The organism is Micromonospora sp. CA-263727 (genome assembly GCF_050942455.1).
Classification (GTDB): domain Bacteria; phylum Actinomycetota; class Actinomycetes; order Mycobacteriales; family Micromonosporaceae; genus Micromonospora.
This window is the reverse complement of sequence record NZ_CP192031.1, coordinates 5,515,303-5,541,537: the sequence shown is the minus strand read 5'-3', so window position 1 is coordinate 5,541,537 and position 26,235 is coordinate 5,515,303. Positions and strand designations below refer to the sequence as shown.

The 26,235-nt window shown below is 73.0% G+C and carries 23 protein-coding genes and 1 riboswitch; of the genes, 5 read left to right on the top strand and 18 right to left on the bottom strand.

The genetic code is table 11. From position 1 onward, the window contains the following. Nucleotides 1–84 precede the first annotated feature (84 nt). Together ACQPYA_RS24135 and ACQPYA_RS24130 are read right to left on the bottom strand one after the other, a co-directional pair. Entirely contained in the window at nucleotides 85–633 is a 549-nt protein-coding gene (locus ACQPYA_RS24135) for a DsbA family protein (RefSeq protein WP_433533593.1), read from the bottom strand. 65 nt (nucleotides 634–698) lie between these two features. Then, nucleotides 699–1,388, bottom strand: coding sequence for a BON domain-containing protein (locus tag ACQPYA_RS24130; RefSeq protein WP_433529369.1), 690 nt, complete (start codon nucleotides 1,386–1,388; stop codon nucleotides 699–701). Nucleotides 1,389–1,690: 302 nt separating this feature from the next. Here ACQPYA_RS24130 and ACQPYA_RS24125 point away from each other — a divergent pair, with 302 nt between their 5' ends. Then, nucleotides 1,691–4,417, top strand: a complete 2,727-nt coding sequence (locus ACQPYA_RS24125; protein WP_433529368.1) for a cellulose binding domain-containing protein — start codon at nucleotides 1,691–1,693, stop codon at nucleotides 4,415–4,417. An 87-nt stretch (nucleotides 4,418–4,504) separates the two neighbouring features. Here the strand turns inward: ACQPYA_RS24125 and ACQPYA_RS24120 are convergent, their stop codons facing one another. Together ACQPYA_RS24120 and ACQPYA_RS24115 are read right to left on the bottom strand one after the other, a co-directional pair. Further along, nucleotides 4,505–4,909: a hypothetical protein gene (locus ACQPYA_RS24120; RefSeq protein WP_433529367.1), complete on the bottom strand. Its 405-nt coding sequence runs from the start codon at nucleotides 4,907–4,909 to the stop codon at nucleotides 4,505–4,507. 180 nt (nucleotides 4,910–5,089) lie between these two features. Beyond that, a complete protein-coding gene (locus tag ACQPYA_RS24115; RefSeq protein WP_433529366.1) occupies nucleotides 5,090–5,254 on the bottom strand; it encodes a hypothetical protein in 165 nt (54 codons plus the stop codon). Nucleotides 5,255–5,567: 313 nt separating this feature from the next. Here ACQPYA_RS24115 and ACQPYA_RS24110 point away from each other — a divergent pair, with 313 nt between their 5' ends. Further along, a complete protein-coding gene (locus ACQPYA_RS24110; protein WP_433529365.1) occupies nucleotides 5,568–5,933 on the top strand; it encodes an STAS domain-containing protein in 366 nt (121 codons plus the stop codon). A 63-nt stretch (nucleotides 5,934–5,996) separates the two neighbouring features. Here the strand turns inward: ACQPYA_RS24110 and ACQPYA_RS24105 are convergent, their stop codons facing one another. The 4 genes from ACQPYA_RS24105 to ACQPYA_RS24090 all read right to left on the bottom strand — a co-directional run bounded on the left by ACQPYA_RS24105 (nucleotide 5,997) and on the right by ACQPYA_RS24090 (nucleotide 11,510). Then, on the bottom strand, nucleotides 5,997–7,100 hold the full coding sequence (locus ACQPYA_RS24105; RefSeq protein ID WP_433529364.1) for a coiled-coil domain-containing protein: 1,104 nt from the start codon (nucleotides 7,098–7,100) through the stop codon (nucleotides 5,997–5,999). A gap of 4 nt (nucleotides 7,101–7,104) precedes the next feature. Then, nucleotides 7,105–7,237: riboswitch (cyclic di-AMP (ydaO/yuaA leader) on the bottom strand. Between the two features lie 96 nt (nucleotides 7,238–7,333). Further along, on the bottom strand, nucleotides 7,334–8,251 hold the full coding sequence (locus ACQPYA_RS24100; protein WP_433529363.1) for a cation diffusion facilitator family transporter: 918 nt from the start codon (nucleotides 8,249–8,251) through the stop codon (nucleotides 7,334–7,336). A gap of 87 nt (nucleotides 8,252–8,338) precedes the next feature. After that, nucleotides 8,339–10,453 carry a HelD family protein gene (locus ACQPYA_RS24095; RefSeq protein WP_433529362.1) on the bottom strand — a complete coding sequence of 705 codons (2,115 nt, stop codon included), beginning with the start codon at nucleotides 10,451–10,453 and terminating at the stop codon, nucleotides 8,339–8,341. Nucleotides 10,454–10,565: 112 nt separating this feature from the next. Further along, a complete protein-coding gene (locus ACQPYA_RS24090; RefSeq protein WP_433529361.1) occupies nucleotides 10,566–11,510 on the bottom strand; it encodes an alpha/beta fold hydrolase in 945 nt (314 codons plus the stop codon). Nucleotides 11,511–11,659: 149 nt separating this feature from the next. Between ACQPYA_RS24090 and ACQPYA_RS24085 the strand changes: the two genes are divergently transcribed. Beyond that, entirely contained in the window at nucleotides 11,660–12,307 is a 648-nt protein-coding gene (locus tag ACQPYA_RS24085) for a carbonic anhydrase (RefSeq protein WP_433529360.1), read from the top strand. Nucleotides 12,308–12,375: 68 nt separating this feature from the next. Here the strand turns inward: ACQPYA_RS24085 and ACQPYA_RS24080 are convergent, their stop codons facing one another. Then, nucleotides 12,376–12,705: a hypothetical protein gene (locus ACQPYA_RS24080; protein ID WP_433529359.1), complete on the bottom strand. Its 330-nt coding sequence runs from the start codon at nucleotides 12,703–12,705 to the stop codon at nucleotides 12,376–12,378. Between the two features lie 310 nt (nucleotides 12,706–13,015). Between ACQPYA_RS24080 and ACQPYA_RS24075 the strand changes: the two genes are divergently transcribed. Beyond that, nucleotides 13,016–13,507, top strand: coding sequence for a DUF3145 domain-containing protein (locus tag ACQPYA_RS24075; RefSeq protein WP_433529358.1), 492 nt, complete (start codon nucleotides 13,016–13,018; stop codon nucleotides 13,505–13,507). 62 nt (nucleotides 13,508–13,569) lie between these two features. Beyond that, nucleotides 13,570–15,300 (top strand): glycoside hydrolase family 3 protein, encoded by a 1,731-nt coding sequence (locus ACQPYA_RS24070; RefSeq protein WP_433529357.1) that lies wholly within the window; start codon nucleotides 13,570–13,572, stop codon nucleotides 15,298–15,300. A gap of 91 nt (nucleotides 15,301–15,391) precedes the next feature. On the opposite strand, the gene fabF is transcribed toward ACQPYA_RS24070, so the two are convergent. From fabF to ACQPYA_RS24025, 9 genes are all read right to left on the bottom strand, one after another. Further along, nucleotides 15,392–16,618, bottom strand: coding sequence for a beta-ketoacyl-ACP synthase II (fabF, locus tag ACQPYA_RS24065; protein WP_433529356.1), 1,227 nt, complete (start codon nucleotides 16,616–16,618; stop codon nucleotides 15,392–15,394). Between the two features lie 2 nt (nucleotides 16,619–16,620). Further along, on the bottom strand, nucleotides 16,621–16,860 hold the full coding sequence (locus tag ACQPYA_RS24060) for an acyl carrier protein (RefSeq protein WP_433529355.1): 240 nt from the start codon (nucleotides 16,858–16,860) through the stop codon (nucleotides 16,621–16,623). Nucleotides 16,861–16,942: 82 nt separating this feature from the next. Continuing rightward, nucleotides 16,943–17,887 (bottom strand): beta-ketoacyl-ACP synthase III, encoded by a 945-nt coding sequence (locus ACQPYA_RS24055; RefSeq protein WP_433529354.1) that lies wholly within the window; start codon nucleotides 17,885–17,887, stop codon nucleotides 16,943–16,945. Continuing rightward, complete coding sequence (locus ACQPYA_RS24050; RefSeq protein WP_433529353.1) at nucleotides 17,884–18,879, bottom strand: ACP S-malonyltransferase; 996 nt, start codon at nucleotides 18,877–18,879, stop codon at nucleotides 17,884–17,886. Before ACQPYA_RS24050 ends, ACQPYA_RS24055 begins: the two co-directional genes overlap by 4 nt. Nucleotides 18,880–18,957: 78 nt before the next feature. Then, nucleotides 18,958–20,241: a PucR family transcriptional regulator gene (locus ACQPYA_RS24045; RefSeq protein WP_433529352.1), complete on the bottom strand. Its 1,284-nt coding sequence runs from the start codon at nucleotides 20,239–20,241 to the stop codon at nucleotides 18,958–18,960. 664 nt (nucleotides 20,242–20,905) lie between these two features. Then, nucleotides 20,906–21,556, bottom strand: coding sequence for a hypothetical protein (locus ACQPYA_RS24040; RefSeq protein WP_433529351.1), 651 nt, complete (start codon nucleotides 21,554–21,556; stop codon nucleotides 20,906–20,908). Nucleotides 21,557–21,989: 433 nt separating this feature from the next. Beyond that, nucleotides 21,990–23,360 (bottom strand): glutamate--tRNA ligase, encoded by a 1,371-nt coding sequence (gltX, locus tag ACQPYA_RS24035; protein ID WP_433533592.1) that lies wholly within the window; start codon nucleotides 23,358–23,360, stop codon nucleotides 21,990–21,992. A gap of 156 nt (nucleotides 23,361–23,516) precedes the next feature. Beyond that, on the bottom strand, nucleotides 23,517–24,788 hold the full coding sequence (locus ACQPYA_RS24030; protein WP_433529350.1) for an MFS transporter: 1,272 nt from the start codon (nucleotides 24,786–24,788) through the stop codon (nucleotides 23,517–23,519). Next, the gene (locus tag ACQPYA_RS24025; RefSeq protein WP_433529349.1) at nucleotides 24,785–26,134 is read right to left on the bottom strand and encodes a GH1 family beta-glucosidase; all 1,350 of its coding nucleotides are present in this window, start codon (nucleotides 26,132–26,134) and stop codon (nucleotides 24,785–24,787) included. Before ACQPYA_RS24025 ends, ACQPYA_RS24030 begins: the two co-directional genes overlap by 4 nt. Nucleotides 26,135–26,235: the final 101 nt, after the last annotated feature.

The following is a 26,235-nucleotide window of genomic DNA, read 5'->3' as shown; positions in this document are numbered from 1 at the left end:
CCCACCCCCACCCTGTCGATCGCGAAGATTGCGTCCGGATCAGTCCGGAGCCGGACGCGAACTTTTCGATCAACCATCCGGGGGTCAAGGGGTGGCGGCGGTGTCGATGGTGGCGAGGAGGGTGGGCAGGTCGAAGTCGCCGTCGTGGCGGGTGCCGTTGACGAAGAGGGTGGGGGTGGCGTTCACGCCGCTGCGGATGCCGCCGACGAAGTCGTGTCGGATGCGGTCGGCGTTGACGTGCTGGCCGATCTCCGCGTCCACCTCCTCGACGGGGAGGCCGAGCTGTTCCACGCCGAGCGTCAGGTGCACCGGGTCCAGCTGGTCCTGGTGCTCGAAGAGCCAGTCGTGCATCTCCCAGTATCGGCCCCGCCGTCCGGCGGCCTCCGCCGCCTCGGCGGCGCGTTCCGCGTACGGGTGGAGGTTGGCGATCGGGAAATGGCGGTAGACCAGGCGTACCGTCTCGGCCCGCTGCCGCAGCACCTCCCGCAAGTTGGCGTGCGCGAGGCCGCAGAAGGGGCACTGGAAGTCGCCGTACTCCACGATCGTCACCGGCGCGTCGACCGGGCCCCGGACGTGGTCGTCTTCGGTGACCGGAGTGCGGAGCCGTGTCGTGACCTGCAACGGTGTGGTCAGCTGATCGGTCATGATTGCCAGCCTCGCACCCGGTCGGGTGAGGGCGGCTCACCCGACCGGGGTGGTCAGCGCAGCACCGGGGCCACCGCGATGTGGTTCTGCACCTCCCGGATGCCCGGCGCGGACCAGACGACCCGCTCCACGTCGGCCCGTTCGGGCATCGAGTGCACCAGCCCGCCCAGCAGCACCGTGTCACCGTGTACGCGTACCGTGACCTGTTCGGCGTCGGTGGCCCGGTTGCGGGCCAGCGCGTCGACGATCCGCCGGGCCAGGGCCGCGCCGTCCGGGCGGACCGGTGGCCGGACGGTGATCCCGTTGCTGACCCCGCGTACGCCGGTCAGCCCGCCGATCGCCTGCACGGCGGCGCGGCGCTGGTATTCCCACTCGACCTCGCCGTGCAGGGTGACCCAGCCCTGCGAGACGGTCACGTCGAGCTGTTCGACCGGCACGAACGCCCGCCACTGGAGGGCGTGTTCGACCGCCGCGGCGATCTCCGGGTCGGTGCGCTCGGCGCCGGTGGCCAGCCGTACGGCGATGTCGTTGGCGACCGCCCGGACCTGGGTGACCCGGTGGGCCGCCCGCTCCGCCGCCCATTTCTTGGCGTAGCCGTCCACCCGCCCGGTCAGGGTCACCACGCCCTCGCTGACGGTCACTCCGATCTCGTGCGGTTGCACCCGGGGCTCCCAGTCGAGTTCGTCGAGCACCGCGGTCTGGATGTCCTGGTCGGTGCGGTTGATCGTGGAGATGCTGGCCATCGGATGCTCTCCTCTCGGATGCGCTGCGGACCGGGCTCACGGTCCGCCGGAGCGGGCTGGAGGTCCGCCGGGACCGAGCCTGGTGACCGATCGGGTGATCCGGCCTCACCCGGACCGGGCGAGTGATCGGCGAGCCGTGGGAGCGCTTCCAATCCTCTTCCGGAAGGGCTAGGGTAAGCGCATTCCTCGGGTGCGGGAGCCGTCGCGCCGGTAGCCGGAGCCAGGGCAGCTCCGACGGGTGTTCCGCGTACGTCGCCCGCCCCGGGTGGGGCACGGGCGTGTCTCCCCGAGAGGAACCGCAGATGCGGAGAAGTTTCGTCGGTGCGGTGGTGTCCGCGCTGGCCGCCGCCGCGGCCGTGGTGGCGGTGCCGCTCACGGCCTCCTCGGCGTCGACCGCGCTGGTCGCCGCCGAGGCGTACAACTGGAAGAACGTCCGGATCGACGGCGGTGGCTTCGTCCCCGGCATCGTCTTCAACCCCACCGAGAGAAATCTGATCTACGCCCGGACCGACATCGGCGGGGCGTACCGGTGGGACCAGTCGGGCCAGTCCTGGATCCCGCTGCTGGACTGGGTCGGCGAGGACCGGTGGGGGTGGAACGGCGTGGTCAGCCTCGCCACCGACCCCGTGCAGACCAACCGGGTGTACGCGGCCGTCGGCATGTACACCAACGACTGGGACCCGAACAACGGCGCGATCCTGCGCTCCACCGACAAGGGCAACACCTGGCAGGCGTTCCAGCTGCCGTTCAAGAACGGCGGCAACATGCCCGGCCGGGGCATGGGGGAGCGGCTGGCCGTCGACCCGAACCGCAACAGCATCGTCTACTACGGCGCGGAGGGCGGCAACGGCCTGTGGCGCAGCACCGACTACGGCGTCACCTGGGCGAAGGTCGCCAACTTCCCCAACGTCGGCAACTACCGCGCCGACCCGAACGACAGCAGCGGCTACCAGAGCCAGAACCAGGGCCTGACCTGGGTCAGCTTCGACAAGTCCACCGGTACGGCGGGCAACACCACGCAGACCATCTACGTCGGAGTGGCGGACAAGGCCAACCCGGTCTACCGCAGCACCAACGGCGGCAGCAACTGGGAGCGGATCCCCGGGCAGCCCACCGGCTACCTGGCGCACAAGGGCGTGGTGGACCACGTCGGCGGCCACCTCTACATCGCCACCAGCGACACCGGCGGCCCGTACGACGGCGGCAAGGGTGACGTGTGGAAGTTCACCCGGTCCACCGGCGCCTGGACGCAGATCAGCCCGGTCCCGTCGAGCAGCTCCGACGCGTACTTCGGCTACAGCGGCCTGACCATCGACCGGCAGCGGCCGAACACCCTGATGGTGGCCACCCAGATCTCCTGGTGGCCGGACGCCATCTTCTGGCGCAGCACCGACGGTGGCGCGACCTGGAGCCGGATCTGGGACTGGGGCAGCTATCCGCAGCGGGTGAAAAAGTACACGATGGACATCAGCCCGGTGCCGTGGCTGAACTTCGGCGCCAACCCCCAACCTCCGGAGGAGACGCCAAAGCTGGGCTGGATGAACGAGTCGGTCGAGATCGACCCGCACGACTCCAACCGCTTCATGTACGGCACCGGCGCGACCATCTACGGCAGCACCGACCTGACCCGCTGGGACACCGGCGGCACGGTCACCATCCGGCCCATGGTCAAGGGGCTGGAGGAGACCGCGGTGCTCGACCTGGTCAGCCCGCCGTCCGGCGCGCCGCTGGTCAGCGCCCTCGGTGACATCGGCGGCTTCCGGCACGCCAACCTCGACGCCGTACCGCCGGCGATGTTCACCCAGCCGGTCTTCACCAGCACGACCAGCCTGGACTTTGCCGAGACCAACCCGTCGGTGATGGTCCGGGCCGGCAACTTCACCGACGCCGACCGGCCGAACGACAGCCACGTCGCGTTCTCCACCGACGGCGGGGCGAACTGGTTCCAGGGCACCGAGCCGGGCGGGATCAACAACGGCGGCACCGTCGCCGCGGCGGCCAACGGCAGTCGTTTCGTCTGGGCCCCGGGCGACGCCGGCCAGCAGGTCGTCTACTCCGTCGGCTTCGGCAACTCGTGGACCGCCGCGACCGGCATCCCGGCCAACGCGACGGTCGAGTCCGACCGGGTCAACCCGAACAAGTTCTACGGCTTCAGCGGCGGCCGGTTCTACGTGAGCACGAACGGCGGGGCCAGCTTCACCGCGTCGGCCGCGACCGGGCTGCCGGCCACCGGCAACGTGCGGTTCAAGGCGCTGCCGGGCCGGGAGGGGGAGCTGTGGCTGGCCGGTCAGGGCGGACTCTGGCGCTCCACCGACTCCGGAGCCACCTTCACCAGGTCGACCAACGTCGGCACGTCCGGCAACATCGGCTTCGGTCGGGCGGCTCCCGGGCAGACCTACCCGGCGCTGTACCTGTTCGGCACGGTCGGCGGCCAGCCCGGCGTGTACCGGTCGGACGACGTCGGCGCGACCTGGGTACGCATCAACGACGACCAGCACCAGTACGGCAACGCGGGTGACGCGCTCACCGGCGACCCCCGGGTCTACGGCCGGGTGTATCTGGGCACCAACGGGCGCGGCATCCTGGTGGCGGACCGGGTCGGCGGCACACCGACCCCGACGCCCACCAGTCCCTCGCCGAGCCCGACCAGCCCGACGCCCTCCCCGACCAGCCCGTCCCCGACGCCCACCAGCCCGCCCCCGACCAGTCCGCCGCCGTCCACCGGCGGGTGCACGGCCACATACCGGATCGTCGGTTCCTGGCCGGGTGGCTTCCAGGCCGAGGTGGTGGCCCGCAACTCGGGCACCGCGTCGATCAACGGTTGGACGGTCGGCTGGACGTTCGCCAACGGCCAGCAGATCACCCAGATCTGGGGCGGCACCCACACCCAGACCGGCGCGGCCGTCTCGGTGCGGGACGCCGGCTACAACGGCGCGCTCGCCCCCGGCGCCACCGGTACCGCCGGCTTCCTCGCCAGCGCCACCAGCACCAACAATCCACCCACCACCATCACCTGCGCCACCCGCTGACCGTCCACAGCGCGGCCAGCAGAGCGGGCCCGTCCGACCGGTACCGGTCGGACGGGCCCGTCGCCTGGGAACAGGGTCAGGAAGTGGTCAACGGTCGGTCTCGGCGGGGGAGTCCGGGCGTTCCACGTCGATGAACTCGATGTCGTCGACGGCCCGGTCCTGGCTGCCGGCGGCCCGCGCGGCGGTGCCGGCGGCCCAGCCGATCGCGGCACCGACCAGGGCCGCGCCGACCAGCAACGTCCAGGGCAGCGCGGGACGCCGTCCGGCGAGCGCGTCGAAGGCCCGGGTGGCCCGGTGCCGGGCCTCCTCGGCGGCCGAGCCCACCAGGTCACCGGCCCCGTCGGCGAGACCGCTGGAGGTGTGGCGGGCCGACCGGGCGGTGTCGCGGATGCTGTCGCCCGCGGTGTTGACCGCCGAGACGAGGTGCTGCCACGCGTGCTCCGCGATCCGCTCCGGCTTGCTGCGGCGTTCCAGCAGGTTGGTTCCGAACATGGTGGTTCCCTCCTCGACAGTGCCGAGGCCGGTGCCCACATCAGACCTCGGCGGGTGGCCCGGCGTGCGGCGTTCGCCATCGGAGCTGTGCCCCGCCGGATGCCGCCGCAAACCCCGGCGGCGGGCCGGCGTGCCGGCGCGGGCGGGCGGTTCAGGCCACGCCGAGTCCGGCTGTCCCGGTCAGTGGGACACGATCGCGACCGCCCGGGCGAAGTCGTCGTCATCGTCGTCGTCATCGTCCCCGCCGCCGAACCCGCAGGCCAGCACGAGAGCGAGCAGGGCGCCGGCGCCGGCCAGCGTGGCAAGTCTGCGGAGCATGACCTCGTCCTCTCGTCGTACCGTCATCCGTGATGCTAGGCACACCGGGTCAACGCGGGACAACCGAGTGCACAGGTCGGGCGGGGTTTCCGGCAGGCACGCCGGTGCGCCGGATATCCGACGGGTTGGCACCGGCCCGCTACTCTGGTTCGTCGGCGTAGGCATTGAGCTAACGTCGAGTGGTAGGGCATGAAAAGTTCGGATGTGGGCGACTTGGCGTGCCCCTGTCCGCGAATTGCTCATCCCGAGGGGTGGCGACCGAGGCCGTCGGAGGAATACTCTCGGTCGCGGCCCGCGTACTGATGAGGCGCCCGTCGGACGGGCGAGTGGAGGTGCTCGCGTGAGCCTGTCGATCCTGCAGACGGTTCGGCCCGGTGGTGTCATCGAGATCGCCCCGAGGGGCGAGATCGACGTCGACACGGCGTACGAGGTGAAAGAGGCCATTGCCGAGGTGCTGGCCAAGGGGCGTCCGGCCCGGATCGAGCTCAACATGCGGCTGGTCACCTTCATCGACTCGGTGGGCATCAGCGCGATGGTCGCCGGCTTCCAGACCGCCGAGGTCAGCGGCGTGAGACTGGTCGTCACGCAGCCGAGCCGGTTCGTGCACCGGCAGCTCTGGGTGACCGGCCTGCTCGGCCTCTTCGGCGCGCCGGAGCCCTACTACGCCGGTGCCGCCGCGACCCCCGAGGTGCTGCCCGGCGCCTGAGCGCATACGCACGACGCCGGGTGGGCCGCTCGGTAAGGCGACCCACCCGGCGTCGGCCGGGGATCAGTACACCGACAGGTGGACGTGGTTGGTGTGGTCGCTGGACGGGTCGCCCCGCCCGCTGTTGTACGCCCGCCACCCGCTGCTCGGCAGCCAGATCTGCTTGTACCAGATCACGTAGAGCACGGCGAGCCGGTCGGCGTTGTCCACGAAGTACGCCGCCAGGTTGTTGCCGTACGTCCGGTCGCCGCCCGTGGCGACCCCCCCGAAGCCGTTCTTCTGCGCCGCGAAGTCGCAGGCCCGACCCTTCGGGTGCTCACCGGAGCCGCCGGAGCGGTAGCAGGAGACGTACCGGGTGAAGCCGGCCGCCTTGGCCTGGTTCAGCGCGTGCAGCGTGCGCGGGGTGATGCAGCCGTTGGCCGGGGTGGGGTCGTTGACGCTGCACGACTCCGCCGGCCAGGAGCCGTCCGAGTTCCGGGGCGCGGGCTTGGCCGTCGGGCTGGACCCGCTGGAACGCGCCGGAGCACGGTTGGCCCGTTCCGCCGCCTGCGCCCGTTCCGCCGCCTCCTCCCGTTCGACGGCCACGGTCAACGCCCGCTCGGCCTGCTCCTTGCGCTTGGCCATCACGGCCACCTGCTTGCGTTGCTCCTGGACCTCGCCGTCCAGAGCCTTCTTCGTCCGGCTGATCTCGTCCCGGGTGGCCTGGAGTTCGCGCAGTGCCCGTTCCTCGTTGGCGGCCACCGCGTCCAAGGCCGCCGCCCGGTCCATGAAGCCCGCCGGGGAACCGCTGTTGAGCAGCGCCGACGCGGCACCGAGCCGCCCGCTGCGGTACGCCTGCGCGGCGATCTGGGCGACCTTGGCGCTGCGTTCGGTGAGCTGGCTCTCGGTCGTCTTGAGCTGGTCGGCCAACTCTCCCTGGCGCTTGACCGAGCGGTCGAGCGCGGACTTGGCGTCGAGGAAGCCCTTGCTGGCCGCCTCCAACTGGGCGCGCAGCGCCGGGGTGCCGCCCTCGTCGCCCACGTCGGCGGGGGCCGCCGCGCGCAGCCCCGACGGCGCCGCGGCGGCGGGGGTGAACGGGGCGAGTGCGACGCCCAGAGCGAGGGCGAGCGCCGCGGAGATCAGGGCCGCCGTCCGGGCGGCCGGTGTCACGGTTGCCACTGCTGGCATGCACATGTCCTTCCGTCAGCCGCCGACCGGGTTAGCTGACGGGTTCGGGACGGAAGATCCCTACCGCGTATGCGGATGCACCCCAGGAACGTTGGTTCCCCGGTTCGCCCGGGCGGGCGATTAGGCGGCGGCCGCCGCCGGCACCGGTGGGTGCCGCCTGGCGGAGGCCGGGTCCGAGCCTACCGGTGCAGGTGGGGCCGGTGCAGCCATTGTGACTCATGGTAATTGTTTCACTACCACTCGACCGCTCCGCAGGCCCCCGGGTTCGCTCCCGGCTCGATCTGCAACGTGGCGTGCTCGATGTGGAAGTCCTCGTGCAGCGCCGTCCGGGCCGCCGCCAGCACGGCGCCGACCTCGGCGCCGGGCGCCATGGTCAGGTGGGCCGAGGCCACCTCCATGCCGGAGGTGAGCGTCCAGACGTGCAGGTCGTGGACGCCGGCCACGCCGGGCACCGCGGCCAGCCGGTCGTGCACCGCGGTGACCTGGAGGTGCTCCGGGGCGGCCTGCACCAGGATCCGTACCGCCGCCCGGCCGAGACGCCAGGTGCGGGGCAGGATGAACGTGCCGATGGCGACCGCGACCAGCGGATCCGCCCACCACCAGTCGGTCACCGTGATCAGCAGCGCCGCCCCGATCACGCCCAGTGAGCCGAGCAGATCCGCCAGCACCTCCAGGTACGCCCCGCGCAGGTTGAGGCTCACCTGCGCTCCGGGCCGCAGCAGCGCGAAGGCGACCACGTTGGCGAGCAGCCCGAGCGCCGCCACCACCAGCACCGGCCCGGCGAGCACCTCGGGCGGGTCGCCGAACCGGCGTACCGCCTCGACCAGCACGTAGACCGCCACGCCGGAGAGCAGCACGGCGTTGGCCAGCGCGGCGAGCACCTCCAGGCGGTAGAGCCCGAAGGTGCGCTGCGGGTCGGTGCCGGCCCGGCGGGTGGCGGCCACGGCGGCCAGGGCCATCCCGATGCCGAGCACGTCGGTGAACATGTGTCCGGCGTCGGAGAGCAGGGCCAGCGAGCCGGTCCGTAGGGCGGTGCCCGCCTCGACCAACATCAGGGTGCTGAGCAGGGCGAACGCCGCCCACAGCCGGCCGGAGTGGCGGTGCGCGGCGGTCGACACCGCGGCGTGGTGGTGGTCATGACCCGCGCCCACGCAGACACCTTGCGTCGTCCGCCGGGCCGGAGGCAGATCTATGCCAACATCGCTATGTATGCAACCGGTGGTCCCGGCCCGTTCGGGTCAGCCGGTCGGGTCGATCGTGGTGAGCCGTTGGGTGGCCCGGGACAGGGCGACGTAGAGCGTGCGTACGCCGGAGCCGGGCTCCGCGCGGATCTCGCTCGGGGCGACCAGCACCACCCCGTCGTACTCCATGCCCTTGGCCTCCAGGCTGGTCACCACCTGGAGCCGATCCTCGCCGAGCCCGCCGAGCCAGGCGGCGACCTCGCCCCGACGCGGCACCGGAGTGATCACGCCGACCGTGCCCTCGACCTCGCCGATCAGGGCGCTCGCGGCCGTCACCACGCTGGTCTCCAGCTCCGCCGCCGGCACCACCAGCTCGATCGGGTCGACGCCGGTGGAGCGGACCGCGGTCGGCAGCGCGAGGTCCGGGTACGCCCGGCGGATCTCGGCCGCCGCCACCGCGAAGATCTCCGCCGAGTTGCGGTAGTTGGTGGTGAGCGTGAAGCGGTGCCGCCGTCGTCGGCCCAGCGCCTGGTCCCGGGCCCGGGACAGCTCCTGCGGATCGCCCGTCCAGGCGGTCTGCGCCGGGTCGCCCACCACCGTCCAGGAGGCCAGCCGCCCGCGCCGGCCGATCATCCGCCACTGCATCGGCGAGACGTCCTGCGACTCGTCGACCACCACATGGGCGTAGTCCCGGTAGTCCTCGGGGCGTTCGCGGGCCGCCTGCCGGGCGGCTCGCTGCCGGTCGGCGAAGGTGCTCAGCTCGCGGACCCCGCCGGCCAGCTGGAACGGGTCCCGCCGGGGGCGGGCCGGCCGCACGGGCTTGCCGAGCAGCGTGTCCAGCTCGTCGAGCAGCGCGACGTCGGCGACGGTCGGCCCGTCCACGGCCAGCCCCTGGTAGGCCCGGCCCAGCCGGCGGATCTCGGCGCCGGAGAGCAGGCCGCCCGCGTACCGGCGCAGCCGCTCGGGATCGGCCAGCCAGCCCAGCACGTGCCGCGGATGCAGCCGTGGCCACCAGGCCTTGAGGAAGTCCCGGAAGTCGGTGCGCTCGATCAGCTCGTCCTCGAAGGCACGCTGCTCGGGCAGGCCGGGGATGCCCAGCCGGCGGGCCTGCGACCAGAGCGCGGCGAGCACGCCGTCGAAACCGGCCCGGCGTACCTCGTTGCGCCGGGCGCCCCGGGGTAGCGCACGGTCCCGGATCGCGTCCAGCTCGGCCCGGTCCAGCCGCAGCAACTGCCCCCGGTAGAGCAGGCGCAGCTCGGCCGGGGTGTCGGGCACCGCGTCCCGGGCTGCCCGCTCCAGCACCCGGCGCATCCGCAGCGAGCCCTTCACCGCCGCGACCTCGGGCGGGTCGGTGCGGCGGGCGACCACCCCGGGAAAGAGGGTGCCCAGCGAGTGCAGGGTGGCGGTGTTCTCGCCCAGCGACGGCAGCACCGAGGCGATGTACTCGACGAAGACCGAGGACGGGCCGAGCACCAGGATGCCGCCCCCGGCGTACCGGCTGCGGTCGGCGTAGAGCAGGTACGCGGCGCGGTGCAGCGCCACCGCCGTCTTGCCGGTGCCCGGACCGCCGGAGACGATGGTGACCCCGGAACCGGGGGAGCGGATCGCGTCGTCCTGTTCGCGCTGGATGGTCGCCACGATGTCGCGCATGCCCCGGCCGGTGGCCCGGGACAGGCTGGCCAGCAGCGCCCCGTCGCCCACCACCGGCATGTCCGGCGGCGCGGCCTCCGGATCGAGCAGGTCGTCCTCGATCCGGGTGATCCGCTCCCGGCTGGACTGGATCGTCCGGCGTCGCACCACGCCGAGCGGCTCGGCCGGGGTGGCCCGGTAGAACGCGGCGGCGGCCGGGGCCCGCCAGTCCACCACCAGGGTGCTGGCGTCCTCGTCGCGAATGCCGAGCCGCCCGACGTGCAGCACCTGCCCGTCGTGCAGGTCGAGCCGGCCGAAGACCAGCCCCTCGTACTCGGCGTCGAGCAGGTGCCGGCGCTGCGCGGCGTGGAAGACCATCGCGTCCCGCTCGACCAGCGCGCCGAAGGTGCCGACCCGGGCCAGCCGGTAGCCGTCCCGTTCCGCGCGGACCGCGGCGCGGCGCAGCTCGGCGAGGCGTGCGTACACCCGGTCGAGATGCCGTTGCTCGACGGCGATCTCCTGATCCAGGGTGCTCTGATCCACCGCTCGTTTCTCCTCGTCCCACCGCCCGGCCAACCGCAAGAGATTACGCCCCGCGCCCCCGGTGCAAGGAAGGGCACCTTGTTAACGCCTGCGGTATAGCAGCGGCCCCTTCTTAACCGTGTGCCCGCCGGGCGGCGGTGTGGGTGCCGGCGACGGGTCGGGCGGGAGCGGCATCGAGGACCTGGCGCAGCACGCCGGAGAGGGCGGTGTTGACCTCCTCGGGGCGTTCCATCATCAGCATGTGGCCCGCCCCGGCGCAGACGGTCAGCTCGGTGGCGGGCAGCGCGGCGGCGATCGACTCCGCGCACGGCGGCGGGGTGAGCCGGTCCCGGTCGCCGACCAGGGCCGCCGCCGGCAGGTGGGCCAGCGCGGCGAGCGTCTCCAGCCGGTGCTGGGTGCCGATCGAGGCCCGGAAGCCGCCGATCGAACGCAGCGAGGCGTGGGCCACCGCCGAGGTCACCAGGCGGATGTCGGTCGGGTCGCAGCGATCGCCGAAGAGCATCCAGCGGAGACTGGGCCGCAACGCGCGCAGCAGCGCCCGGGGCGGTCGCCAGGCGCCGCAGCGGGCCAGCATCCCGGCGCCGGTGGTCTCGGCCAACCGGATGATCCGGGCGATCCGGGGCGACAGCCCGTAGACGGTGTGCGTGTGCCCCTCTGCGGTGGTGGAGACGAAGACCAGCCCGGCCACCCGTCGGGCGAAGTGCCCGGGATGGCGGTGCGCGTACTCCATGATCGTCATGCCGCCCATCGAGTGACCGACCAGCACCACCCGGCCGGCCGGCACCACCGCGTCCAGCACCGCCGCCAGGTCGTCGCCGAGCTGGGCCAGGGTGGCCGTGGGCAGCGTCATGCAGCTGGAGCGGCCGTGTCCACGCGCGTCGTAGCTGACCACCCGGACCGACCCGAACGCCGCCCGCAGGGCGGTCAGCTGCCGGTGCCAGCTGCGCCCGTCCAGCGTCCAGCCGTGCAGCAGCACCGCGGTGACCTCGGCGTCCGCCGGCCCGGTGGCCTCTACGTGCAGGCGTACGTCGTCGTGCAGTCGTACCTCGACGGGCACGCCACCTCCCCAGGGCCGCGCGGATCCGTAACGCCGGGGATACCCGGTGGTAACACCGGCTACCCGTCATGACACCACGCGAACCGGGGCGGTGAGAAGATCCCGGAACCCGGCTGCGCATCCGCGACCCTCCGGTCAAGCTGGGTGACATGGCAGTGTCGCGGGCGGTGCCCCCGGGCTCCGTGCCGGGCAACCGGGCACGCGGGGGGACGCCCCGCGCGGCCCTGGCCGAGCTGCTCGCCGGCAACCGGCGCTTCGTCAGCGGCCAACCGGTGCACGGGCACGACGTGACCGCGGCGGCCGCGAGCGCCTCCGGCGACCAGCAGCCGTACGCCGTCGTGCTGGGCTGCATCGACTCGCGGGTGCCGCTGGAGGCGATCTTCGACCAGACCTTCGGTTCGATCTGCGTCATCCGCACCGGGGGTCACGTGCTCGACCGGGCGGTGCTCGGCTCGATCGAGTTCGTGGTCCACGAGTTGGGCGTACCGCTGGTGATGGTGCTGGGGCACGAGCGCTGCGGCGCGGTGGACGCCACGGTCGGCGCGCTGCGCACCGGCCGGCGGCCGGCCGGCGCCCTGGCCCACCTGGTCGACCGGATCGCGCCGGCGGTGACCGAGGTGGGGGTGGACGACCCGCAGGTGCAGCCGCTGGCGGTCCGTCGGCACGTCCGCCGTACGGTCGCCGCCCTGCGCGCCGACCCGTTCCTCGCCACCCCGATCGCCGCCGCCCGAGTCGCCGTGGCCGGCGCTCTCTACACCCTCTCCACCGGCGACGTGGCCCTCCTCGATCCGCCCTGACCTGCGGAGACGGGCGAACGCCCGCCGGCTGGAGCCGACGGGCGTTCGGGTGATGCGTGGGGAGGGGGTCAGCCCTCGAAGACGCCGGCCTCGACGAGGCGCTTCTCGGTGGCGTCCCAGCCGTCGCCCGGGTGGATGGCGTTGAGGCTGTTGATCTCCGCCCGGATCTTGGCGGCGTGACCGGCGGCGGCCAGCACCCGGATCTCCTCGACGAAGGCCTCGGAGTCGGTACGCAGGTGCGCGGTCTTGCCGTTGGTCAGGTTCCGCACGTAGGCGTGCTTGCCGCCGTTGAGCGGGATGAGGTACTTGAACTCGCCCAGCACGCTGAGGGCGCCACCCTGGCCAGCCTGGCCGGCCCGGACTGACGCGCGCGCGGTCTTAGAGGTGTTGCTCGCCACGGAGGTACTCCTTGCAAGACGTACGGAGGACGGAATGTCCGGGGGCTGTGCGGGTGGCACCGGAGGGGTGACCCCGCGAAAGACGTACGCGGCACAGGCCGCCAATGGAACTGTACACGACCCACGATCCCGGCTGGTCATCGCGGCGTCACGTGGTGGAACGGCGGTCACCTGTCCGGGTATTCCGGGCGGCGGATTTGGTGATTCCCTGGCGTACCATCCGTCACACGAGTCATCATGTGTTCCAGCAACAGCCCGGGTCCGGGTGAGGTCGTAGGGGAAGACGCACCTCGCTCTCCGGGAGGTCACCGTGCCAACGCGTGGCGTCGTATACGTCCACTCGACCCCGCTCGCCGTGTGCTCACACGTCGAGTGGGCGATCGCGCGCGTCCTAGCCGCGCCGGTCAACCTGCAGTGGACGACCCAGCCCGTCGATCCCGGCTCCCGCCGGGCCGAGTGCGGGTGGTCCGGTCGCCCGGGGACGGGCGCCGAACTGGCCGCTGCCCTCCGGCAGTGGCCCATGATCCGTTTCGAGGTGACCGAGGAACCCAGTCCGGGGGCCGACGGCGAACGCTTCATGTACGTCCCGGGCCGTGGGCTGTTCCGGGCCACCGTCGGCGCCGCCGGGGACATCCAGCTCGGCGAGGACCGGTTGCGCAGCATCATGGCCGCCGCCCGCGCGCCGGAGGCCCTCGCGCACGCCCTCGACAAGGCGCTCGGCAGCGCGTGGGACGCCGAGCTGGAGCCGTACCGCTACGCCGGGGACGGCGCACCGGTGACCCTGCTCACCCGGGTCGGATGAGCGACCCAGGGTGACGGTCCCCGCCAGGGCCGAGTTGCCCCGATACGCGGTGACCTGGTGGGATGGTCCGCGTGTCGACTACCCCTCGGCGTGTCGCCGCCGCTGTCGTCGTGATCGCGCTGCTCGCCTCCGGGTGTTCCGGAGCCGGCCAGCGACCGGGATCGGCTCCGTCGTCCGCCCCGGCCACAGAACCGGCCCCGCCGTCGAGCGCCCCGCCGGACGACCCCGCCACCCGGGCCGCCGCGCTGATCGCCGACCTCGCCGACGAGGACCTGGTCGGCCAGGTGCTGATGCCGTACGCGTACGGCGACCAGGCGACCCGGGTCTCGGCCGGCTCGGCGGCCGGCAACCAGGCCCTGGCCGGCGTGGACACCCCGGCCGAGATGATCGAGAAGTACCGGCTCGGCGGGTTGATCCTGGTGGGCTTCAGCGCGGACGACCCCACCCAGAAAAACCAGGCGACCACCAACGTCGACAACCCGAAGCAGGTCCGGGCGCTGACCACCGGGCTACGCGAGGCCGCCGGGCGGCTGCCCGCCGGCGCGGCGCCCCTCCTGATCGGCACCGACCAGGAGTACGGGGTGGTCACCCGGATCACCGACGGGGTGACCATGCTGCCCAGCGCGCTCGCCGCCGGAGCCGCCGGTGAACCCGCCCTGACCGAGGCCGCCTGGCGGGCCGCCGGCAGCGAACTGGCCGCGATGGGGATCAACGTCGACTTCGCGCCGGTCGCCGACGTGCTGGTCACCCGCAGCGCGGTGATCGGATCCCGGTCGTTCGGCGCGGACCCGCAGCGCGCCGCCGAGCAGGTCGGCGGCGCGGTACGCGGATTGCAGGCGGCCGGTGTGGCGGCCACGGTCAAGCACTTCCCGGGGCACGGGCACAGCGCCGACGACTCGCACCAGGACCTGCCCGTGCTGAGCCAGTCCCGCAAGCAGTTGGCCGCCGAGGCCTGGCCGCCGTTCACCGCCGGCATCGAGGCCGGCGCGCTCGCCGTGATGTCGGCCCACCTCGACGTGCGCTCGGTCGACCCCGACGTGCCCGCCACCTTCTCGTACAAGCTGCTCACCGAGGTGCTGCGGGGAGAGCTCGGCTTCCAGGGCGTGGTGATCACCGACGGGATGAACATGCCGCCGGCCCGCCGCTGGTCACCGGGGGAGGCCGCGGTACGCGCCCTGAAGGCCGGTAACGACCTGATCCTCATGCCGCCGAACGTCGGTCAGGCGTACGACGGACTGCTGGCCGCCCTGCGCGACGGCTCGTTGCCCCGGGCCCGGCTGGTGGAGGCGGCCACCCGGGTGCTGACCATGAAGTTCACCCTGGCCGGCGGGGAGGCGCCGAAGCTGTCCACGCTGAACTCCACAGCGCACCGCGAGGCGGCGCGCGCCCTGGCCGCCGCCGCGGTCACCGTGCTGCGCGGCAAGTGCGACACCAGCGGGGTGCCGGGCCCGGTCACGGTCACCTCCTCCGGCGGCCGGGCACACACCCGGGCCGCGTTGACCGAGGCGTTGACCGCGGCCGGGGTGAAGGTGGTGCCCAGCGGCGGCACGGTCGTGCACCTGGTCGGGTACGGCGACGCCGCCGCCGACCTGCGGGCCGACGCCGCCGTCACGGTCGCCATGGACACCCCGTACGTGCTGGCCCGGGCGACGTCGCCGACCCTGCTGGCCACCTACTCGTCGAGCCGGACCGCGATGGCCGCGCTCGCCGGCGTGCTGGCCGGCAAGGCCCGCCCGACCGGCCGCTCCCCGGTCACGGTGTCCGGGCTGCCCGCCACCACCTGCGACGGCTGACCCCCGCCTCGGCACACCAGTGCGGCGGCCCCCGCCGACGCAGGGTGGCGTCGGCGGGGGCCGGGGGAGTCTGCCCGCTCTGTCGCTCGGCTCAGGCGCGGGTGAAGACGAGCGCCACGTTGTGGCCGCCGAAGCCGAACGAGTTGTTCAGCGCGGCGGGGATGTCCAGCTGGCGCGGCTTGTTGGCGACCACGTCAAGGTCGAGGCCGTCGTCCGGGTCCTCCAGGTTGATCGTCGGCGGCACCACGCTGTCGCGGATGGCCAGGATCGTCGCGATCGACTCCAGCGCGCCGGCCGCGCCGAGCAGGTGCCCGGACATCGACTTGGTGGCGGTCAGCACCGGGTGGTCACCCAGTGCCTGGTGCAGCGCCTTGATCTCGGCCAAGTCGCCCACCGGGGTCGACGTGGCGTGCGCGTTGACGTGGACGATGTCGGCCCTTGCCACGCCCGCGTCGGCGATCGCCTTGGCGATGGCCCGGATCGCGCCGGCCCCCTCCGGGTGCGGCTGGACGATGTCGAAGCCGTCGGAGGTGATGCCGGCCCCGGCCAGCCGCGCGTACACCCGGGCACCCCGGGCGGCGGCGTGCTCGGCCCGCTCCAGCACCACGATGCCGGAGCCCTCGCCGAGGACGAACCCGTCCCGGCCCTTGTCCCACGGCCGGGAGGCCCGCTCCGGCTCGTCGTTGCGGGTCGACATGGCCCGCATCGAGGCGAAGCCGGCGATCGGCAGCGGGTGGATCACCGCCTCGGTGCCGCCGGCCACCACCACGTCGGCACGGCCGGCCCGGATCATGTCCAGGCCCAGCGCGATCGCCTCCGCGCCGGTGGCACAGGCGCTGGCCACCGAGTGCACGCCCGCCTGCGCGCCGAGTTCCAGCCCCACCCAGGCGGCCGGGCCGTTCGGCATCAGCATGGGCACGGTGTGCGGGGACACCCGCCGGGGGCCGGATGCCTCCAGGATGTCGTCCTGGGCGAGCAGGGTCACCGCACCGCCGATGCCGGAGCCGACGCTGACCCCCAGCCGTTCCGGATCCAGCCCGGAGTCGGCCAGGCCGGAGTCCGCCCAGGCCTGGTGGGCGGCGATCAGCGCGATCGCCTCGGAACGGTCCAGCCGGCGCAGCTTCACGCGGTCCAGCAGGGTGGCCGGGTCGACCGCGAGCTGGGCGGCGATCCGGACCGGCAGCTGCCCGGCCCACTCCTGGGTGAGCGCACTCACCCCGGAGCGGCCGTTGAGCATGGCGTCCCAGGTCGACGCGACGTCCCCGCCCAGCGGGGTGGTCGCGCCGAGCCCGGTGACGACGACGTCGGAGCGACTCATGATCAGGACTGCGCCTCGATGTAGCTGACCGCGTCCCCGACCGTCTTGAGGTTCTGTACCTCGTTGTCCGGGATCTTGACGCCGAACTTCTCCTCGGCCGCCACCACGACCTCCACCATGGAGAGCGAGTCGACGTCCAGGTCGTCGGTGAAGGACTTCGCCTCGGCCACGTCGTCCGGGTTCACCCCGGCAACCTCTTCGAGGATCTCGGCGAGGCCGGCGGTGATCTCGTCACGGGTCATTGCGGTGGGTTCCTCTCATCGGGTTCTCTCGACGGCGGCGACGCCGCCCGTCGCTCCTCGACGCCGACGCGCCGAGGGGGTATCAGGGGCAGCGGACGACCTGACCGGCGTAGGTCAGGCCGCCGCCGAAGCCGAACAGCAGCACCGGCGCGCCCGAGGGCACCTCGCGACGCTCGACCAGCTTGGACAGGGCCAGCGGGATGCTGGCCGCAGAGGTGTTGCCGGACTCGACGATGTCCTTGGCGATGATCGCCTGCGGGATGTTCAGCCGCTTGGCGATCCCGTCGATGATCCGGGCGTTGGCCTGGTGCGGCACGAACGCGGCCAGCTCGGAGGGGTCCACCCCGGCCCGCTCGCACGCCTGTAGGGCCAGCGGCGCCAGCGCCGTGGTGGCCCAGCGGAACACCGTCTGGCCCTCCTGGGCGACGTACGGCCGCCAGCCCTCGATGCGTACCGCGTCGCCGCGCTCGGGCACCGAACCCCAGACCACCGGGCCCACGCCGGCCGGCTCGTCCTCGGCGGCGGCGGTGACCACGGCGGCGCCCGCGCCGTCGGCGAAGATGATGCAGGTGGAGCGGTCGGTCCAGTCGGTGAAGTCGGAGAGCTTCTCCGCCCCGATCACGATCGCGTTGCGGGTGGCGCCGGCCCGGATGGCGTGGTCCACCGTGCCGAGCGCGTACGCGAAACCGGAGCAGGCGGTGTTCAGGTCGTACGCCCCGGGCGCGTTGATGCCCAGCTTGGCGGCGACCCGGCAGGCCACGTTCGGGCTCCGGTCGACCGAGGTGCAGGTGGCGACCACGACCAGGTCGATGTCGGCGGCGGTCAGGCCGGAGTTGGCCAGCGCCTTGTCGGCGGCGGCGGCGGCCATGTCGGCGACCGTCTCCTCGCCGGCGATCCGCCGCGAGACGATGCCGACCCGGTCGCGGATCCACTCGTCGTTGGTCTCCACCAGCTGGGCGATCTCGTCGTTGGTCACCACCCGCGAGGGCTGGTAGTGCCCCAGGGAAAGAATCCTGCTGCCGGTCACGACACGTCCTCCCTGCGGTCGGTCCCGTCACGGGACTCGTCCGGGCCGTCTTCGATGGTCTGCTCGGTGGGCGCCCTGCGGTGCCGGGCGATCAGGTCGCGCGCGGCGGGCAGGTCGTCCGGGGTGTTCAGGGTGACGATCTCCGGAGCGCCAGCGCCCTTGAGCTCGCGCTTGACCAGCCCGGCGAGGGTGCCGGCGGGGGGCAGCTCGATCACGCCGGTCACGCCGAGGTCGGCGAGGGTGGCCATGCAGAGGTCCCAGCGGACCGGGGCGGTGACCTGGCGGACCAGCCGCTGGAGCATCTCCCGGCCGTGGTCGACCGCGGTGCCGTCACGGTTGGAGAGCAGGATCCGGGCCGGGTCGCTCGGGACGATCCCGGCCGCGACCGTGCCCAGCGCCGCCTCCGCCGGGGCCATGTACGGGGTGTGGAAGGCGCCGGCCACCTGGAGCCGGACGACCCGGGCCCGGGCCGGTGGCTCGGCGGCCAGCTTCTCCAGCGCGGCGACCGCGCCGGCGGCGACGATCTGACCGCTGCCGTTGCGGTTGGCGGCGTGCAGCCCGTGCCCGGTGATCGCGGCGATCACCTCGTCCGGGTCGCCACCGAGCACCGCGGCCATGCTGGTCGGCTCCAGCGCGCAGGCGGCGGCCATCTCCCGGCCGCGTACCCCGGCAAGGGTGATCGCCGCCTCGGCCGGCAGCACACCGGCCAGCGCCGCCGCGCCGAGTTCGCCGACGCTGTGCCCGGCGGTCAGCGACACGTCGTGCATCGGCAGGTGCTCGGCGGCGAGCAGCGCCGCCGCGACCAGCAGCGGCTGGGTGCGGGCGGTGTCCCGGATCTCGTCGGCGTCGGCGGCGGTGCCCAGGTGCACCAGGTCGACGTTGGCCAGCGAGGACCACGAGCGCAACCGGTCCTCGGCGCCGGACAGGTCGAGCCAGGGCGTCAGGAAGCCGGGTTTCTGGGAACCCTGGCCGGGGCAAAGTACGGCGAGCACGTCTATGACTCTCCCGGATACCCTTGGGTTGCGCTGTGCGGACTGGCACCAAACCGCACTAGGACCTTTGGTGAGATCCTACAAAGATTGGCGTTGATCATCGCCAGTCTGTGATCTTTTACCGTCGGGTGGGGTCAATGTCTGGGTCGGCGCGACCGGATCCAGCCGGCCCACGGTCAACGCGATCCGCAGGGCGAAGGCGTCCCGGGGCGTCAGCGGGCTGAAACCGGTGACCTCGGAGATCCGCCGCAACCGGTAGCGCACGGTGTTCGGATGCACGTACAGCGCCCGCGCGGCGCTCTCCAGCGTGCCGCCCGCGGCGAAGAAGGCGTCCAGCGTCTCCAGCAGCTCACCGCCGGCGCGGACCAGCGTCGCGTACACGTCGTGCCGCAGCCTCCGGCGGGCCTCGGCGTCGCCGGCCAGGGCCCGCTCCGGCAGCAGGTCACCGGCGTGGACCGGCCGGGGCGCGGCCGGCCAGGCCGGTGCCGCCCGGTAGCCGGCCAGCGCCGCCCGGGCCGACTCGGTCGCCTCGTCCAGGCTCGGCACCGCCGGGCCGACCACCACCGGCCCCTCACCGAAGGCGGTCAGCAGGTTCCCGGTGGCCGCGACCGGGTCGGCGGCCCCACCGAGCACGATCACCAGCCGGTCGCCGTGCACGCCGCCGATCACCTCGACCCCGATCCGCCGGGCCTGGCGGTAGACGGTGTGTAGCACGGCGGCGACCTCCCCGCCGGGCGAGCGGCCGACCGCCACGGAGACCGGCGGCGCGTCCGTCCAGCCGAGCGCGGCGGCACGGCTGGCCAGCACGTCCGGGGAGTCGCCGCGCAACAGCGCGTCCACCAGCAGGGCCTGTAGGCGGGCGTCCCAGGAGCCGCGCGACTCGGCGGCCCGGGCGTAGACCCGGGCGGCGGCGAAGGCGATCTCCCGGGAGAATCGCAGCACCGCCTCCCGCAGTTGCGGCTCCTCGCCGGGCGCGGCGAGCTGGCCGACCTGCTCCTCGACCACGTCGATGGTGACCTTGATCAGTGCGACCGTCTGCTGGAGGCTGATCGAGCGGGCCAGCGCCTGCGGCGCCGTGGCGAACACCTCGTCGGAGACCTCCTGGGTGCCCTCGGCGGCCCCGCCGCCGGCGCGCAACCACTGGACCAGGGAGCGGGCACCGGCCTGGGCCACCAGCATCACCCACGACCGCTGGTCGGCGGGCAGCTCCCGGAACCAGGGCAGGGTCTCGTCCATCCGGGCCACGCTGGCCGTGGCGAGGGCCCCGGCGGCGCGCTCGATCCGGCGCAGGGTGGCCGACAGCTCCGTCCCGCCCGACTCGCTCACCCGCCTAGCCTGACATGCCCTGAACTGGACCTCCACGGCAGGCGTCCCGGGGTCGCCGACCGGGCCGCGGGGCCTTCACCGGGTACGCGCTGCACGGCACGTCGGGGCCGGCCAGTACGGTGACGGTGCACGTCCGGGTGGGCACCGGCGAGTGAGGGCGAGAGCGTGAGGAGAGGCCGATGGCGCACGGGGAGGCCGAGCACGGCTGCGCCCAGGGGGAGCCCAGCCGGCCGGGCCCGCACGAGCAGCCGGCCGTCGCCCAGCACCACCGCCGGCCCGCCGGCCTGACGCACCCGGTCGAGCCGCCCGCCGGGTGGTCACCGGAGCGCCCGGAGGAGGACCCTCGCCCGCCCGGCCCCGCAGTGCCGAGCCCCTGTTGCCCCGCCAGCTGGCCAGCGAGCCGTCGGTGCCCCGCCAGCGGGCCGCCGAACCGCCGCCGCCGGATGCGCCGGAGCCGGCCGACACCGGTTGCCGCAGCGACCGGCCCGGCTGGGCCGGCGCGCACCGGCACGGCCCGGTCCGCCCGGCACACCGCAACGTCCGGCGGGAGCGCCCCCACGTCGCTGGTGCTGACCGGGCAGCCAGGCCGGCCAGCGCCGACGTGACCCGGAGGGGTGGCCGTCGACCGCGTCGCGCGGGGCTGCCGGGTTGCGACCCGGAGCCGTCGCCGCGACCGGGGCGCGGGTGGCCCGAGCGCGCCCTAGCGGGTCCGGCGGCGGATCAGCAGCGCGATCCCGGCGAGCCCGATGGTGATCACCAGCACCACCGCGACGTTTAGCAGGAGCAGACGCCGCAGCTCGACGAAGGCCTCGTTGATGTCCTGGGCGGGGTTGAGCGAGTCCTCCGGGATGATTCGTTCGCCCCCGCCGACTCCGCCGCTGACCGTCTCGTGCGTCCGCTCCAGCGGCACGCCGGCGGTGCGCAGCGTCTCGGACATGCTGACCCGACCGAGGAACCACGCCGCGGTCGTCTTGCGGGCGTCCGGCTGCTTGGCCGGCCGGAAGACCCGCGGCCCGCCCACCGCCTTCGGGTAGAGGTCGTACGTCTGCTTTGGAACGTCGCCGGCCAGCACCACGACCGTGTACTTCGGACCGAGGTCGGCCGTCTTCGGCTTGGTCGACTGGCGGACCAGACCACGGAAGTTGACCTGCTCGATCACGGCGACGACGTGCGCGGGGTGGGAGTCGGCGCGCAGCTTCAACGGCTCGGCCAACCCGTGCCCGGTGATGTCCACCCCGGCTGGCGGGGCCTTCGGCGCGGCCTTCGCCGGCTCGGCGAAGGTGAACGGCAACAGCAGCGCCGCGAGCCCGCCCACCGCCACCGCGGCCAGTCGCCTCATCCGTCGGACCATGCCGCCTCCTCGCCCCGTTCGATGGGTGGCTGTGCTGCACGGGTCACGCCTTGAAGGTTGACGGCGGAGACCGTGCCCACAGGACGGGTTCCCACCTCAAAGACTCCGCGGAACGTCGATCGGTTGCAGCTGGTGGAACACTAATTGGAACTATCTGCGATCGCGACTCGACAAGTGATCAGCCGTGGACCAGCGGGCGGATCTTACCTTTGCGGAGGCAGTGTTGGGGGGCAGGATACCGTGCGTCGCGGGGGTCCGGGCAGCCATGCCCGGCGTGTCGCAAAGCGTGTCGATGCAGCTGGCGGCGGCAGCGACTTGTTTGTCCTGCCCGCCGCGACCTGCTCCACGATCTGCCGCTCCTGCGGGTGACGGTCGGCCGCCACCGACCGACTGCCCTGGTGCCGCTGGGTGACTGCCGGCGGCACCATCCGGTTCAGGTGAGGCGGAGGCGGGCGGCGCGCAGGCGGGTCAGGGTGCGCTCGGGGCCGAGCACCTCCAGCGACTCGAACAGCGGCAACCCGACGGTACGGCCGGTGACCGCGACCCGTACCGGCGCCTGGGCCTTGCCGAGCTTGAGGCCGCGCGCCGCGCCGACCGTCTCCAGGGTGGCCTTCAACGTCTCCGCGTCCCACGACGGCACCGCCTCGAAGGCGGCGATGGCGTCGTCCAGCAGCTCCGCCGAGCCCTCCTTCATCGCCTTGGCCCAGGCCGCCTCGTCGATCAGCGGCGAGGCGACGAAGAGGAAGTCGACGTTCGGCACGATCTCGCTGAGCACCGCGATGCGGGTCTGGGCCAGCGGCGCCACCGCGGCGAACGCCGCCGGGTCGAACTCCTCCGGCTGCCAGGGCGGCGGCGCGATGGTGCCGGTGCCGGTCAGCCACGGCCGGCAGACCTCGACGAACTCCTCGACCGGCAACGCCCGGATGTACTCGCCGTTGAACGCCCGCAGCTTCTTCTCGTCGAAGAAGGCCGGCGACGGGTTGACCTCCGCCAGCCGGAACTCGTCCTCGATCACCGGCCAGGGCACGATCTCCCGGTCGCCGGAGGGGGCCCAGCCGAGCAGCATCAGGTAGTTGCGCATCGCGTCAGCCAGGTAGCCCTCGTCCCGGTACGCCTCCAGGGCGACCTTGTCGCGGCGCTTGGAGAGCTTCTGCCGCTTCTCGTTGACCACCACCGGCACGTGCGCCCAGACCGGCGGCTTCACCCCGAGCGCGTCCCAGAGCAACTGCTGCTTCGGGGTGTTCGGCAGGTGCTCCTCGGCCCGGATCACGTGGGTGATCCCCATCGTCATGTCGTCCACGACGTTGGCGAGCAGGAAGACCGGCGACCCGTCGCCCCGGGCGATCACGAAGTCCTCGATGAGCCTGTTCTCGAAGGTCGGCTCGCCCCGGATCAGGTCGACGACCACCGTCGAGCCCTCGTCAGGGGTACGGAAGCGCAGCGCGCGCCCCTCGCCGGCCGGTAGCCCCCGGTCACGGCAGTACCCGTCGTAACCGGTGTACTGGTTGCCGGTGCGGGCCTGCACCGCCTCCCGGGTGCAGTCGCAGTAGTACGCCCGGCCCGAGTCGTACAGCCGTCGCGCGGCGGCCCGGTGCTCGTCGGCGTACGAGGACTGGAAGTAGGGGCCCTCGTAGCTGCCCCGCTCGATGCCGATCCAGTCCAGCGCCGACAGGATGCCCTCGGTCCACTCCGGCTTGTTGCGTGCCGCGTCGGTGTCCTCGATACGCAGCACGAACACCCCGCCCTGCTGCTTGGCGTAGATCCAGTTCTGTAGCGCCGAGCGGGCGCCGCCGACGTGGAACATACCGGTCGGGGAAGGGGCGAATCGCACACGTACCGTCACAACCCCCAGCCTACGGCCGCCCACCCGCATGTAAGGAGGGGGCCCTTCTTATCGCCTCGTGTACTAAAAGGGCCCCCTCCTAACACGCTTCGCGGCATCGGCGCGGCGGGCGGGCGATTACGGAACGGAGCGGATCTTCAGAACCAGGACGCTGCCGAGCACGGTCACCGCGGCGGTGGTCGCGTACAGCGCCGGATAGCCGCCCAGGTACACCACGATCGGGGCGGAGATGGCCGGGCCGAGCACCTGCGGGGCGGAGTTGGCAATGTTGATCACACCGAGATCCTTGGCCCGGTCGGTGGCCTTCGGCAGCACCTGGGTGATCAGGGCGGCGTCCACCGACAGGTAGACCCCGTAGCCGGCGCCGAGCAGCACGGCAGCGGTCATCGCCATCGGCCAGGTGGGCGCGACGGCCAGCAGCAGCGCCGCCACCGCGATCAGCATCCCGGCGGCGATCACGAAGACCTTCCGCCGGCCGGAGCGGTCCGACAGCCGGCCGGCGACCACGGTGGTGGACATCAGCCCGGCGGTGTAGAGCAGGATCAGCACCAGCAGCCCACCGTCGGGGTCGGCCACCCGCACCTCGTCGGTGAGGAAGTAGAGCAGGTAGAGGGTGCCGAGGGCGTTGCCGAGCTGGACCAGGAACCGGGTGATCCAGGCCCAGCCGAAGTCGGGGTGACGGCGTGGCGACACCCACATGCCGGCGAGCAGGCCGCGCAGCGCCGGCCGGTGCGCGCGGGGCAGCGGGTCGTCGGCCGTACGCAGGGCGAACGGCAGCGCGAGCAGCAGCACGACCGCGGCCATCGCCAGATACCCGGCGGCGTTGCCGGTGACCACGGCGGTGACCAGCACCACGCCGAGTACCAGCCCGAGCGCCTGGGGGATGCCCACCCAGCCGGAGACCCCGCCGCGCTGTGTCACCGGAACCCGGTCCGGTACGGCGGCGGTCAGGCTGGCCAGCATCGCGTTGAAACAGGTCTGCGCGGCGACCCAGCCGACCGCCACGCCGAGCACGGTCTGCGCCTGGGCGAGCAGCGCCAGGGAGAGCGCGCCGAGCAGCGCGCCGCCCAGGGTCCAGACGTGCCGGCGGCCGAACTCCCGACCGCCGATCCGCAGGCAGGTCCGGTCCGACAGCGCGCCGACGAGCGGGTTGACCACCACCGCGGCCAGCGCGCCGAGCCCGGTGACCACCGCCAGCATGGTCTCCTTGTTCGCCGGTGCGATCTGCCCGAGTTGCTGCGGCAGCAACACCTGGATCGGGGTGAAGAAGGCCATCCAGACGCCGAGGTTCGCGGCGAACAGCAGCGCGATCCACCCCCGCCGGACCGGCAGGGTCGGCTCGGCGAGCGCGGCCGGCAGGGATGTCGGGGTCGGGTCGAGGGTGGTCACCGGGCCGGTTCCCGCCGGGCTGTGGCGATCACCTCACGCAGCCAGGCGTACGACGACTTCGGCGTGCGGCGTCGGCTGGGGTAGTCGACGTGCACCAGGCCGAAGCGCTTGGTGAAGCCCTCGGCCCACTCCCAGTTGTCCAGCAGCGACCAGACGAAGTAACCGGTCACGTCCACCCCGTCGTCCATCGCCGCGCGTACCGCCCGGAGGTGGCCGTCCAGGTAGGCGATCCGGTCCGGGTCGTGCACCCGGCCGTCGGCGTCAGGGGCGTCGTCGTAGGCGCAGCCGCTCTCGGTGATCTGGATCGGCGGCAGGTCCGCGCCGTAGCGGCGGTGCAACCAGCCGAGCAGCTCGCGCAGCCCGTCCGGGGCCACCGGCCAGTCGAAGGCGGTACGCGGGTAGCCGGTGAGCGGCACCAGGTCGAAGGGGAGCGGCGAGCCCTCCTCGGGCGCGCGTACCCCGGTCGGGTTGTAGTAGTTGACGCCGAGCACGTCGATCGGCGCGGCGATGACGTCGAGGTCGCCGTCGCGGACCACGGCGGTGTCGAAGCCCAGCTCCGGCGGGTACCCGCGACTGAACAGCGGGTCGGTGAAGAGCCGGTTGTGCAGCGCCTCGTAGGCCGCCGCGGCGGTGGCGTCGGCCTGGCTGCCGCCGATCACGCGTACCGGCGAGTAGTTGTTGGCGATGGCGACCGGGCTGGCGCTACGGCCGCGCAGCGCGGCCACCGCGAGGCCGTGGCCGAGCAGTTGGTGGTGGGCGACCGGGAAGGCGTCGAAGAGCAGCATCCGGCCGGGCGCGTGTACGCCCATGCCGTGACCGAGGCTCATGTGGATGAACGGCTCGTTCAGGGTGATCCAGAGCTTGACCCGGTCGCCGAGGCGGGCGGCCACCAGGTCGGCGTACTCGGCGAAGCGGTGTGCGGTGTCCCGGTTCGACCAGCCGCCGGCATCCTCCAGTGGTTGGGGGAGATCCCAGTGGAACAGCGTGGCGACCGGGTCGATGCCGTGCCCGAGCACCTCGTCGACCAGCCGTTCGTAGAAGTCCAGCCCGACGGGGTTGACCGCGCCGGCGCCGGTCGGCTGCACCCGGGGCCAGGCCACCGAGAACCGGTACGCGGTGACTCCCAACCCGGCCATCAGGGCGACGTCCTCGGCGTATCGGTGGTAGTGGTCGCAGGCCACCGCGCCGCTGCTGCCGTCGAGGATCCGGCCCGGAACCTGGGCGAAGGTGTCCCAGATGGAGGGCCCGCGCCCGCCGGTGCTGGCGGCGCCCTCGATCTGGTAGGCCGACGTGGAGACGCCCCAGCGGAATCCGGTGGGGAACTCGGGCATCGGTGCGGTCTGCATGCGCCCTCCCGGTAAACGCGAAATGTGTTCGGAACTCTAGGGCGTGCCGGGGCCCGGGTCTATAGGCGGATCTGCGCCGGAGAGCAATACCTTTCGGCGTG